Below are 12,887 nucleotides of genomic sequence, written 5' to 3' on the forward strand. Positions count from 1 at the left end.
TGTCCATCCGGTCCGGAACGAGGAAGCTGAAGTTGTCGAAGCTTTAGCCAATCCCCGGAGGACCGAATAGACACCCATAAGAATGCGCCTCTGACGCCGAAAGGTCGAGAGGCCATGGTGCGAGCCGTGATCGAAGGCGGCCTGACGAAGGCCGCAGCCGCGCTCCAGTTCAATGTTACTGCGAAGACCGTCGCCAAATGGGTCAGCGCTTCCGCGAGGAAGGTGTGGAGGGATTGCGTGATCGCTCCTCAAGGCCCCTTTCATCGCCAAGCCAAACCCCTGTCACCACGTGCACCGCCGTCGAGGCGTTGCGCCGGCAGCGCCACACGGGCAGGCAGATTGCAACCGAGGTTGGTATCTCACCAGCGACTGTCAGCCGGATCCTGCGGCGGCTGGGATTGAACCGATTGCGCGACCTGGAACCGGCCGAGCCGGTGCGGCGCTATGAGCGTGAACATCCCGGCGAGCTGATTCACATCGACATCAAAAAGCTCGGCAAGTTCAACCGTATAGGCCATCGCATCACCGGCGATCGAACGGGGCAGAGCAGGCTGCGGGCGCGCGGCTGCGGATTCCGACGAAGTCGCCCGGGTGTACCGATTTGGCTTGAATCTGCTTTTTCTTCTGCTGCGGTTGCTGTGATGGGGTGGACGCCCCCTCGACGGCATCGATGTGCCAAAGTGAAGGGTGTTGAACAGCCATCACGAGAGAGGAAGCGTCCGTGAACGAAGTTAGCACGATTGGACTAGATTTAGCGAAGTATGTCTTTCAGGCCCACGGAGCCGATGCCGCCGGCAAGGTCGTTTTTCGCAAACAGCTGCGCCGGAATAAGCTGCTGGCATTCTTTGCCGAGCAGCCGGCTTGCCTCGTGGCGATCGAAGCCTGCTCGGGCGCGCATTAGTGGGCTCGTGAGATTGGCAAGCTCGGCCATGAAGTGCGGCTGATCCCACCGGCTTACGTGAAGCCCTTCGTGAAGCGGCAGAAGAACGACATGGCCGATGCAGAGGCGATCTGTGAAGCGGCGCAGAGGCCGACCATGCGTTTCGTTCCCGTCAAGAGCGAAGAGCAGCAAGCGAGCGCGGTGGTGTTTCGGACCCGCGACCTGCTGATCCGGCAGCGGACCCAGGCGATCAATGCTTTGCGTGGTCATCTCGCCGAATACGGGGTGATTGTGGCAAAGGGCACGGCCTATGTCGCAGAGCTTGTCGAGCGCGCAATGGATCCAAAAACCGACGTCCCCGAAGCGGCACGGTTCGTACTCGAGATATTGATCAAGACGATGGTGACGCTGGAAATGCAGATCAAGAAACTCGACAGCGAGATCACCCGTCGCGCCCGAAAAGAAAAAGATGCCCGCCGTTTGATGACAATCCCAGGCGTGGGACCAATGACGGCGACGGCTTTGCTTGCCCTTGCGCCTGCCGCCGGAAGCTTCCGGTGCGGACGCGACTTCGCAGCATGGCTGGGGTTGACCCCGTTGCAGCGCTCCACGGGCGGCAAACAGAAACTGGGTGCGACGTCGAAAATGGGGGAGCGAACGTTGCGACGGTTACTTATCATCGGCGCAACTGCGGTCGTGCAGCAGGCACGCCGGCGAGGCGCTTCACCGTCATCGTGGCTCGGGCGCATGATTGCCCGCAAGCCACTATGCTGGTAGCCACCGCTCTTGCCAACAAGATGGCCCGCGTCGTCTGGGCTTTGATGGCCAACGGTGGGGTCTATAAAGCTCCGGCTGTGGCGGCATAGCCGTCCGGTCAGAGGTCGTCGAGATGTAGGAAGGTCAAACGGAAGGTATGGCGCAACAGTCGAGAGACGGGGTTGGGAGAACCAGTACATGCCCAAGTGCTACCAAGCACGCCGCTGTGATTTGGACCTGATCCGCGAACTCCCATACGGGCCCGCGACAAATGACGGTCGCATTAAAGGCCGGACAGATGTCAGCACCCGACTACAGCGCAGCGCTTGACGAAAGATTCTTCTTGCATCCCCGGGGGCGTCCACAGAGGGCATGTGGGCAACGCCTTGACGTTGTCCAAGCGAAGCGGCATGTCCACAGAGCCACGGGCTCAGGCCTTTCGGGCGGATTGCCGGGTTCGGCGCAAGCTTTCGCCGGAGAGATCGAGCCGATGGGCGTTGTGGACGAGGCGATCGAGGACGGCATCGGCGTAGGTGGGGGCGCCGATGAGCGCGTGCCACTGCTCGACCGGGAGTTGGCTGGTGACGAGGGTGGAGGGGCGGCCGTAGCGATCCTCCAGGATCTCCAGGAGGTCGTGGCGGGCGCCGGCATCGAGCGGGACCAGGCCCCAGTCGTCGAGGATGAGCAGATCAACGCGGCCGAGCGCGCGCAGCAGGCGCGGGTGGCGGCCATCGCCGCGGGCGAGCGCCAGATCGTCGAACAGACGCGGGACGCGCTGGTAAAGGACGGAGCGATTATCGCGACAGGCCTTGTGGCCGAGCGCCGAGGCAATCCAGCTCTTGCCGACGCCGGCCGGACCGCAGATCAGCAGGTTGGCGTGGTCGTCGATCCAGCGGCCCTCGACGAGGCTGGCGAATAGCGCGCGATCGAGACCGCGCGGGGTGCGGTAGTCGACGTCCTCGACACAAGGCTGCTGGCGCAGCTTGGCGTGACGCAGGCGAGTGGCGAGCCGCTTGTCGTGACGCAGCGAGACTTCGCGTTCGAGCAGCAGCGCGAGCCATTCGGCGTGACCGAGGCTGGCGGCTTCGCCAGTGGCCTCGATGTCGACAAAGGCTTTGGCCATGCCGTGGAGGCCGAGCGCGTTGAGCCGGTCGAAGGTCGGATGGGCGAGCAAGGGATCATCTCCTAATTGTAGTAGCGCGGTCCGCGGATGTTGGCATGCAGGATCGGCAGGTCGTCCGCGGAACGCTGGGGAGCAGGACGCCGATCGAGGTTGTTGGCGAGGATCGATTTGACCGAGCCATAGGTGCGCGCGCCGATGTCGATCGCCCGCGCGGCTGCCGCGTCCAAGCGCTCGCGCCCGTAGGATGCGGCGAGCCTGAGGATGCCGAGACAGGCGCGGAACCCCTGCTCGGGGTGCGAGCGCTCGTCGAGAATGAGGTCGCACAACGCGCTGGTCGCCGGGCCGATCGCAGCGGCGTCCTGGCGGATGCGCGCGATGGTCCAGCCGGCGTAGCGGCGATGGCTGGAGGCCATGTGCTCCGGCACGGTGGTATGCTTGTGATTGCCGCTCATGCGCTGATGCGCGGCAATCCGCTCGCCCTTGTGGAAGATCTCGACGGTGCGGGCGGTGAACCGGACCTCGACCTCGGCACGCGCGAAGCGATGCGGAACGCTGTAGTAGTGCTTCTCCACCTCGACGTGGTAGTCGAGGCTGACCGGCGGATACGCCACTCGGCGAGCACGTAGGGGCTCGCCGGTAACGGCTTGAGCGCCGGCCGGTCGACCTCCTCGAGCAGCCGACGGCGCGTCACGCCGAGCCGCTCCTCGTTGAGCCTGGTCAGCAACTCGCCGATCGCTGCGTTGACCTCGGCGAGGCTGTAGAAGACGCGGTGGCGCAGGCGGCCGAGCAGCCAGCGCTCGATGATGAGGACGGCTTGCTCGACCTTGGCCTTGTCGCGCGGCTTGCGTGGTCGCGCCGGCAAGACGGCCGTGCCGTAATGCGCGGCCATCTCCGCATAGGTGCGATTGATCTGCGGGTCGTAGAGGCTCGCCTTGATGACCGCGACCTTGGTGTTGTCGGGCACCAGCAGCGCCGGCACGCCGTCGATCGCCGCCAAGGTGCCGACGTGGGCGCTGATCCAGTCGGCAAGCCCCTGGGTCCACGTCGCCTGCGCATAGGTGAAGTTCGAGGCGCCGAGCACGGCGACGAAGACCTGCGCCGTCCTCCGCTCGCCGGTGAGGCGGTCGACCACCACCGGCACGCCGTCGCCCGCGTAGTCGACGAACAATTTGTCGCCGGCCGCATGCGACTGGCGCATCGTCACCGACAGGCGGCCCTCCCAGGCGCGGTAAAGCTCGCAGAAGCGCGAGATATGTGATCGTGAACATATCTCGCGTTATGTTGCCGCCAGATTTATGTTGTCGCTGCTGGAGCGAGCCAAGGATTGCGCCAATTTCCTCGGCTCGCTCCGCAACATAAGAGTGTGACCTTTCGACCTACAGGGCCTTCAGGAATGCCATCAACGACGGGAGAGAGGGTTGCCGAGGCGGCGGCCTCAGACTGCTGATGTCGACCCTGGCTAACGCCTCTGCTTTCATTTCCAGGTCGACTTCAGCATAGATGTGCGTGGTGTCTAATGACACGTGGCCCAGCCAAGCACGGATCGTGTTGATGTCGACGCCGGCGCGCAGCAGGTGCACCGCCGTTGTGTGCCGAACCGTATGTGGGCTTACGCGCTTCGTCGCCAACGTCGGCACCGTTTCGCCCGCCATGGCGGCATATTGCGTCACGAGACGGTGTATTCCGAAGCGCGTCAAAGGCTGGTTCGTCCGCCCGAGAAAGACCGCTTCACTTTTGTTCCGGTCGGCCACAAGACGAGTCAACGAGGTTGCGGTCGTTGACCACAATGGACAGATTCTAACCTTGTTGCCCTTACCGTGAAGTCGCACTGACGGAGACGCACCCAGTTGGAGATTGCCGACCGTCAATTTTGCTGCCTCATCGGCGCGAGCACCGCTGTTGTATAGGAAAAGCAGCAGAACATGGTCCCGCACCCCAAGACTCGTGCGTCTGTCAGGTTGATTTAGCAACGCGTCCATCTCGGCCTTTTCGAGGTATCCGATCGCGGTCTTGGCCGTCTTCTTGAACGGCACTGCCCGTATCTCGGAACACCAGGCCAGGTGGATCGGCGAACGCGTCCCGATAAAGCGCGCCAGTGAATGGATGGTCGCCAGCCGTTGGTTGCGGGTAACCTCGCTGCACCGGCGATCGCGCTCCAGGTGGTCCAGGAACTTGCGGACGACTTCCGGCGTCAGCTCTTCCACGGTCATGCGATCGATGGCGCAGCCTCCCTGCTTGCTGGCGAACGGCAGCAACAATGTCAGCGTGTCGCGGTAGCTGGCTTGGGTGTTGCGGGAAAGATTGCGCTCGGCGACCAGATGTTCCAGCAAGAACCGCCGGATCCACGGACCAAGCAGGCTCTTATCCTTCATGGTCGGCCTCCATCGCGTACAGGGCAAAGCGCTCGCTGGCCGCCTGGAGGAGATCTGGCGTCATCTGCAAATAGCGCTGGGTTGAACGGATATCGATGTGGCCAAGGTAGGTGGCGAGTTGCGGAAGCAGTCGCTGCACCTCCTGGCCGGAGCGATACCATGCAATTACCCGGTGCACCGCGGCTGTGTGGCGAATATCGTGCAGCCGTGGAGGTCGAGGCTCGCCGACAGGGCAACTGATTCCGGCGGCCCGGCGGACATGCTGAAACCAGGAGATGACCCGCACATAGTGCCACGGTCGACTGCCGCGCGTAGTGAATAATGGAGATTCTTGCCCGCGCGGCAGAGGGAGCCGGCGACGGCGCTCGACGTACTCGACCAATTCCTGGTTGAGCTTTGGTCCGATAGGCACGAGGCGCGTTTTGAAGAACTTCGTGTCACGGACGGTGATGACCTGATCAGTCAGATCCACGTCTTGCAGGACCAAACGAAGCGCCTCGCCAATGCGCATGCCGCTTCCGTACAGCAATAAGAGGAGCGTACGGTACATAGCTGGCACATGAGGGCGATGCCCAACCTCCAGGATCGAGGTCGCGTCCAACAGGCGGCGCAGTTCTTCCGTGGAATAAACATAGGGCGTTTGTTGCGGCAGCAGCTTTGGAAACGATGTCGGCAGTGGGGAGGATGCTGCGTACCCGCGACTGATGGCGAATCGATAAAGGCCGCTCAAAACCCTATATCGCAGCATCCAGGTGGCACTGAGCGATCCTTTGCCTTGGAGGAACTCGGCTACCGCCTCTGGGGTGACTTCGCCGATATCTCGATTGCCCATCGCTCGGCAGAACCTACGGAGCAGAACCTCAGCCGACTCGAAACGCGCCCCCAGTGAGCGCTGCTTGGCCAGATAGGCGTCGACAACATGGGTCAGCCTCATTGGAGGCCTCCCAGGTCGAACGCTCCGACCTCGCGAAGCGCCTGCATGTTCACCTTGGCGTAGATGCTGGTTGACGCCGCGCTGCGATGTCCCAAATGGTCCCCGATCTCCTTTATCGACAGACCTTCGGCGAGAAGCCGGGAGGCGCAGGCGTGGCGCAACGCATGGCCACCGCGGTGGGCAGCGTCGATTCCAAGTGCAACAAATCTGCGGTTGGCGACATCATAAATGCTCCCTGCCTTCAACGGTCGACGGGGCGCGTGCATGCAGAGGAACACTTCCGGGCACGATGATAGCGGCCGCACCGTGTCGATGTAGCGGGCGAGCGCCTCAGCCGCAGAGGGAACCAGGGGATAGATCTGCGGCTGCCGGCGCTTCAGGCGGAAAAGCCGTAGCGTCCTACCGGCCCAGTCAATCTGATCAAGGCGCAATGCCGCCGCTTCGCCGCTGCGCATCCCGTAGACCGCGAGCAACAGCAGGATCGCACGATCGCGGATGTCCCGGGGGTTGTCAGTCTCGGCGTCGGCCAACATGCGCTGCACGTCGAACCACTCTGGGGCATACGGCAGCGACTCCTGACGATAAAGCCGAGGCCGGCAAATCGAGGCCGCTAAGCGGTCCGTACACATTCCCCGCTTTGCCGCGTAGCGCAGAAATCCCCGCAAGGCAGAGGCTGTGTTGGCCACCGAAACGCGGGACCATCGTCCCGTCGCCTGGGCGACAAAATAGGCGTCAACGTCTTCAGGCTGAAGGTCCCTGAGTTGCCGGTTGGTTTTGTCGCACCAGCGCAGGAACCTGCCGATTATCCGGCTCCATTGCTCCACCGTCGATGGCGAGAATCCGCGCTCATTGCGCATCCATGTCACATACTGGTCGAGTTGGCTCTGGTACTGAAACACGACGGTTGGTTCACGCCACCAACCGAGAAATCGAAGCCAAGGCCGTCCGATGTCGACCACTCTTCGTGCTGCGGTGGCAGCCCCCGTCAGGCGCAGACGCTCGGTCGCGATCCGTTGGAGTGCCTCGATATCGATGCCCTGCGAAGCATCTGGACCGAGACGTGCGGCAATCCGCAACAGCTCGTTGCGCTTGATCTTGAGAGAAGCTGCGGTCGCACCGGCTTCTGCACAGTGGCGAAGGTACCGGTACCGCTCGTCGGTGAATGGCGCGTCATCACGGTGGGGTACGGTCAAGGGAATGGAATATATCGTCTGATCCATAGCGAGCCTCCATTGGACAAAAGGTTCGCTACCCAGACGTCGAATTATGTTGCGTGAACAATGCCCGCAGAGCTCAGGCTCCCCGCAATTATCGCTCCTCGCACAACATAAATCTGGCCGCAACATAACGCGAGTACCGGTATCCGCCGGGCTCGGCGGCAATGTACTCCTCCCACAGGATCGACAGCGTCACGTGCTTGCGCTTGAGCTCGCGGTGCACCGCCGCCCAGTCGGGCTCGGCGATGCGGCGGTGACCCTGCCGGTTGCCGTTGCCGGTCTTGGCGAACAGGCGGGCCTCCAGGGCCGCGTCCGTGAGTTCGTCGGGCAACGGCCAGCTCAGGCCTGCGGCCTCGAACCGCCGGATGGTCAACCGCACTGTCGAGGGCGCCGCGCCCATCCGCCGCGCAATCTCGCGGCTCGGCAGTCCAGCCGCCTTCATCCTGATCACATCGCGCACACGGCGCATCGCAAGCCTCTCCGTCGGCATCCAGGGTCCCCCTTCGCAAAGCCGAAAGGGACGACCTATGGGAGCCAGAAGAGGCCTCGTCACCCGGGCGACATCATCCCGGAAGCATGGGCGACTTCATCTCGGAATGGGTGGGCGACTTCAAATCGGAATGGTGGGCGAGATCATCTCGGAATACTGGAGGGTTCAAATAGGTCCCGCGTCACAGATCTCGCCGCAAGTCCAGCGCGGGACCTATTTGAAGCTGGATTGAACGAAGCCGCGTCTTGTGAGCGCGGACCTATGGGGGTTCGATCTAGGCGCCGGTAGGCGCGATTGACCCGATGTCGGGCCCGCGAGCGAGTGTGGCCGCAGATTGTCGCTGATGTTGGCAGCAAAGGATGCCGCCGTCGATAGCGTCGAACGGCGCGTCAAGCCCAGGCGGCTGACTATCGCCCGTTCGGCGGGCGTTGTGAGCGTGCTTGATCGTTCCGACGGAGAACGTCGGCAGGGCAGCGCGTGCAGTGGGAGCGGACAAGTCGAGGTCGTCGGTCATGATGTATCGCAGCGAGGTGCTGCGCGTCGCTGCGCTGGCGCACGCGGCACAGGTCCAATCTCGACCATGCGGCCTCCGCAGATGGGGCACAAGTCGAGGCGGTGACCAAGGAGGATGGCGCAGCGCTCACGATAGTTGACAGCTTCGGCAGGCGGAGGTGGCTGCGGCGCGTCAAGCGCCGCTCGGATGCGCGCGAGTTTGGCGGCGCGGCAGGCGTTCGCCAGGAAACCAAAATGACGGATGCGGCGGAACCCCTTCGGCAATATGTGGAGCAGAAAGCGACGAAGGAACTCCTCAGTGTCGAGTGTCATCACTTTGGATTTGTTGCCAGCGCGATAATCCTTCCACCGGAAGCGGACGTGGCCCTGGTCACAGCTAAGGAGCCGGCCGTTGGCGATCGCAACGCGATGGGTGTAGCGCCCAAGATAGGCCAGAACCTGTTCTGGTCCGCCGAAGGGACGCTTGGCGTAGACGACCCACTCGACCTTGCGGAGGGCGTTTAGATGGCTGGCGAATGCCGCTGGCTCGACGAGGTGCGCGAGATGGCCGAAGAATTGGAGCTTGGTGCCATCGAACGCCGCCTGCAGGCGCTCCAGGAATAGCCGACGATACAATCGTGACAGGACGCGAACGGGAAGGAAGAAGCCGGGGCGACAATGAACCCAGCTTCCATCAGGGGCGATCCCGCCGCCTGGCACGAGGCAATGGGCATGTGGATGATGCGTCAGGGTCTGGCCCCAGGTATGGAGAATGGCGATCATCCCGGTCTCGGCACCGAGATGCTTCGGGTCGGCGCTGATGAGACGGATCGTCTCGGCTGCTGCCTTGAGCAGGATGTCGTAGACCACCGCCTTGTTCTGCAGCGCGATGGCGGCCACGGGCGCCGGCACGGTGAAGACGACATGGAAATAGGGGACCGGCAGCAGGTCGGCCTGGCGCTCGACGAGCCATTGGGCGCGCGCGAGCGCTTGGCACTTTGGACAGTGCCGATCGCGACAGCTGTTATAGGCGACGCGGACCAGGCCGCAGTCGTCGCACCGCTCGACGTGGCCGCCGAGCGTCGCTGTGCGACACGCCTCGATGGCCGCCATCGCACGGCGCTGATCGGAGGACAGCCGAGGACCCTGCGCGGCACGGAACGCGCCGCCGTGGCGGCGGAGGATGTCCGCCACCTCGAGCACGGGGCGCATATGCGCAGCTCAGTCGGGTGGGATCACCCTGACGGAGAGTCCATCGAATGGGCTGGTCGTGCGGGCGAGCAGATTGGTCGCGACCTGAGCGTAGCGCGCGGTCGATCCCAGCTCGGCATGTCCGAGCAGAACTTGAATGATGCGAATGTCGATCCCGCTTTCCAGGAGATGGGTCGCAAACGAGTGCCGGAGCGTATGGACAGTAATCGGCTTGGCAAGCCGAGCGCGGCGGCGGGCGGCGCGGCAGGCCGCCTGGACGCAGCGGACGCTGACATGTTCACTGGGGTCTTGGCCTGGAAATAGCCATAGCCCCGGTCGGGCTCGCATCCAGTACGTGCGCAGAATCTCCAGCAGTCGCGGAGAAAGCATCGCGTAACGATCCCTGCCGCCCTTGCCGTTCTCGATGTGGATCAACATTCGTTTGCTGTCGATCGAGCTCACCTTCAGGCGGACGACTTCACTAGCCCGTAAGCCAGCCGCATAAGCCGTCGCCAGCACGACGCGATTGCGCACCCCTGTAACCGCGTCCAGGAAGCGCTCGATCTCTTCGGCACTAAGCACGAGCGGGAGCTTGTCAGGCTTCTGGCCACCGATGATCCGCTCGAATGCCTCCGTCTGCCCGAGTGTGACGCCGTAGAAGAACCGCAGCGCGCAGGCCACCTGATTGATGTGGGACCACGAACGCTTTTGGCCGATGAGATGCAGTTGATAGGCGCGGACCTGCTCGAAACTCAACCGGTCCGGGGCGTAGCCGAAATGGCGGCTAAACTTTGCGATCGCATAGATATAGGATTGTTGAGTCGACGGCGACAGATTGCGGACCGTCATGTCCTCGATCATGCGCTGCCGAAGAGGGCTCATGGTAGCCATCTGGGTCTCCTGTCTTGAGAGGGGTGGTGCGAAGACCAACATCCTCTCAGACAGGACACCTCAGTTCACCAGGCTTGCCCCCACTCCCGCGTAGCGGGTTCGTTCAATACTGGAGGGTTCAAATAGGTCCCGCGTCACAGATCTCGCCGCAAGTCCAGCGCGGGACCTATTTGAAGCTGGATTGAACGAAGCCGCGTCTTGTGAGCGCGGACCTATGGGGGTTCGATCTAGGCGCCGGTAGCGCGATTGACCCGATGTCGGGCCCGCGAGCGAGTGTGGCCGCAGATTGTCGCTGATGTTGGCAGCAAAGGATGCCGCCGTCGATAGCGTCGAACGGCGCGTCAAGCCCAGGCGGCTGACTATCGCCCGTTCGGCGGGCGTTGTGAGCGTGCTTGATCGTTCCGACGGAGAACGTCGGCAGGGCAGCGCGTGCAGTGGGAGCGGACAAGTCGAGGTCGTCGGTCATGATGTATCGCAGCGAGGTGCTGCGCGTCGCTGCGCTGGCGCACGCGGCACAGGTCCAATCTCGACCATGCGGCCTCCGCAGATGGGGCACAAGTCGAGGCGGTGACCAAGGAGGATGGCGCAGCGCTCACGATAGTTGACAGCTTCGGCAGGCGGAGGTGGCTGCGGCGCGTCAAGCGCCGCTCGGATGCGCGCGAGTTTGGCGGCGCGGCAGGCGTTCGCCAGGAAACCAAAATGACGGATGCGGCGGAACCCCTTCGGCAATATGTGGAGCAGAAAGCGACGAAGGAACTCCTCAGTGTCGAGTGTCATCACTTTGGATTTGTTGCCAGCGCGATAATCCTTCCACCGGAAGCGGACGTGGCCCTGGTCACAGCTAAGGAGCCGGCCGTTGGCGATCGCAACGCGATGGGTGTAGCGCCCAAGATAGGCCAGAACCTGTTCTGGTCCGCCGAAGGGACGCTTGGCGTAGACGACCCACTCGACCTTGCGGAGGGCGTTTAGATGGCTGGCGAATGCCGCTGGCTCGACGAGGTGCGCGAGATGGCCGAAGAATTGGAGCTTGGTGCCATCGAACGCCGCCTGCAGGCGCTCCAGGAATAGCCGACGATACAATCGTGACAGGACGCGAACGGGAAGGAAGAAGCCGGGGCGACAATGAACCCAGCTTCCATCAGGGGCGATCCCGCCGCCTGGCACGAGGCAATGGGCATGTGGATGATGCGTCAGGGTCTGGCCCCAGGTATGGAGAATGGCGATCATCCCGGTCTCGGCACCGAGATGCTTCGGGTCGGCGCTGATGAGACGGATCGTCTCGGCTGCTGCCTTGAGCAGGATGTCGTAGACCACCGCCTTGTTCTGCAGCGCGATGGCGGCCACGGGCGCCGGCACGGTGAAGACGACATGGAAATAGGGGACCGGCAGCAGGTCGGCCTGGCGCTCGACGAGCCATTGGGCGCGCGCGAGCGCTTGGCACTTTGGACAGTGCCGATCGCGACAGCTGTTATAGGCGACGCGGACCAGGCCGCAGTCGTCGCACCGCTCGACGTGGCCGCCGAGCGTCGCTGTGCGACACGCCTCGATGGCCGCCATCGCACGGCGCTGATCGGAGGACAGCCGAGGACCCTGCGCGGCACGGAACGCGCCGCCGTGGCGGCGGAGGATGTCCGCCACCTCGAGCACGGGGCGCATATGCGCAGCTCAGTCGGGTGGGATCACCCTGACGGAGAGTCCATCGAATGGGCTGGTCGTGCGGGCGAGCAGATTGGTCGCGACCTGAGCGTAGCGCGCGGTCGATCCCAGCTCGGCATGTCCGAGCAGAACTTGAATGATGCGAATGTCGATCCCGCTTTCCAGGAGATGGGTCGCAAACGAGTGCCGGAGCGTATGGACAGTAATCGGCTTGGCAAGCCGAGCGCGGCGGCGGGCGGCGCGGCAGGCCGCCTGGACGCAGCGGACGCTGACATGTTCACTGGGGTCTTGGCCTGGAAATAGCCATAGCCCGGTCGGGCTCGCATCCAGTACGTGCGCAGAATCTCCAGCAGTCGCGGAGAAAGCATCGCGTAACGATCCCTGCCGCCCTTGCCGTTCTCGATGTGGATCAACATTCGTTTGCTGTCGATCGAGCTCACCTTCAGGCGGACGACTTCACTAGCCCGTAAGCCAGCCGCATAAGCCGTCGCCAGCACGACGCGATTGCGCACCCCTGTAACCGCGTCCAGGAAGCGCTCGATCTCTTCGGCACTAAGCACGAGCGGGAGCTTGTCAGGCTTCTGGCCACCGATGATCCGCTCGAATGCCTCCGTCTGCCCGAGTGTGACGCCGTAGAAGAACCGCAGCGCGCAGGCCACCTGATTGATGTGGGACCACGAACGCTTTTGGCCGATGAGATGCAGTTGATAGGCGCGGACCTGCTCGAAACTCAACCGGTCCGGGGCGTAGCCGAAATGGCGGCTAAACTTTGCGATCGCATAGATATAGGATTGTTGAGTCGACGGCGACAGATTGCGGACCGTCATGTCCTCGATCATGCGCTGCCGAAGAGGGCTCATGGTAGCCATCTGGGTCTCCTGTCTT

7 protein-coding genes and 5 pseudogenes are annotated in these 12,887 nt (G+C 63.1%); 2 read left to right on the plus strand and 10 right to left on the minus strand.

The window, feature by feature from the left end:
• Positions 1 to 66 precede the first annotated feature (66 nt).
• Together XH85_RS11495 and XH85_RS11500 are read left to right on the plus strand one after the other, a co-directional pair.
• A pseudogene (locus tag XH85_RS11495) lies at positions 67 to 575 on the plus strand (helix-turn-helix domain-containing protein); the annotation flags it as partial.
• A gap of 146 nt (positions 576 to 721) precedes the next feature.
• Positions 722 to 1,746 (plus strand): annotated as a pseudogene (locus XH85_RS11500) (IS110 family RNA-guided transposase).
• Positions 1,747 to 2,066: 320 nt separating this feature from the next.
• Here XH85_RS11500 and istB read toward each other — a convergent pair.
• The 10 genes and pseudogenes from istB to XH85_RS11550 all read right to left on the minus strand — a co-directional run bounded on the left by istB (position 2,067) and on the right by XH85_RS11550 (position 12,871).
• Positions 2,067 to 2,810, minus strand: coding sequence for an IS21-like element helper ATPase IstB (gene istB / locus XH85_RS11505; RefSeq protein ID WP_128931968.1), 744 nt, complete (start codon positions 2,808 to 2,810; stop codon positions 2,067 to 2,069).
• An 11-nt stretch (positions 2,811 to 2,821) separates the two neighbouring features.
• Positions 2,822 to 4,008, minus strand: a pseudogene (istA, locus tag XH85_RS11510) (IS21 family transposase); the annotation flags it as partial.
• A 127-nt stretch (positions 4,009 to 4,135) separates the two neighbouring features.
• Entirely contained in the window at positions 4,136 to 5,131 is a 996-nt protein-coding gene (locus XH85_RS11515) for a tyrosine-type recombinase/integrase (RefSeq protein ID WP_128930216.1), read from the minus strand.
• A complete protein-coding gene (locus XH85_RS11520; protein ID WP_128930217.1) occupies positions 5,121 to 6,065 on the minus strand; it encodes a tyrosine-type recombinase/integrase in 945 nt (314 codons plus the stop codon). The genes XH85_RS11515 and XH85_RS11520 overlap by 11 nt, the downstream gene beginning before the upstream one ends.
• Positions 6,062 to 7,141 (minus strand): tyrosine-type recombinase/integrase, encoded by a 1,080-nt coding sequence (locus tag XH85_RS11525; RefSeq protein WP_245474010.1) that lies wholly within the window; start codon positions 7,139 to 7,141, stop codon positions 6,062 to 6,064. The genes XH85_RS11520 and XH85_RS11525 overlap by 4 nt, the downstream gene beginning before the upstream one ends.
• Before the next feature lie 268 nt (positions 7,142 to 7,409).
• Positions 7,410 to 7,751 (minus strand): annotated as a pseudogene (locus XH85_RS11530) (helix-turn-helix domain-containing protein); the annotation flags it as partial.
• Between the two features lie 531 nt (positions 7,752 to 8,282).
• Positions 8,283 to 9,476, minus strand: coding sequence for an IS91 family transposase (locus XH85_RS11535; protein WP_128931969.1), 1,194 nt, complete (start codon positions 9,474 to 9,476; stop codon positions 8,283 to 8,285).
• A gap of 9 nt (positions 9,477 to 9,485) precedes the next feature.
• Positions 9,486 to 10,346: a tyrosine-type recombinase/integrase gene (locus XH85_RS11540; RefSeq protein WP_164940742.1), complete on the minus strand. Its 861-nt coding sequence runs from the start codon at positions 10,344 to 10,346 to the stop codon at positions 9,486 to 9,488.
• 462 nt (positions 10,347 to 10,808) lie between these two features.
• Positions 10,809 to 12,002 carry an IS91 family transposase gene (locus XH85_RS11545; RefSeq protein ID WP_128931969.1) on the minus strand — a complete coding sequence of 398 codons (1,194 nt, stop codon included), beginning with the start codon at positions 12,000 to 12,002 and terminating at the stop codon, positions 10,809 to 10,811.
• Positions 12,003 to 12,011: 9 nt separating this feature from the next.
• A pseudogene (locus XH85_RS11550) lies at positions 12,012 to 12,871 on the minus strand (tyrosine-type recombinase/integrase).
• Positions 12,872 to 12,887 lie beyond the last annotated feature (16 nt).

It is taken from the genome of Bradyrhizobium zhanjiangense (assembly GCF_004114935.1).
GTDB classification, from domain to species: Bacteria; Pseudomonadota; Alphaproteobacteria; order Rhizobiales; family Xanthobacteraceae; genus Bradyrhizobium; species Bradyrhizobium zhanjiangense.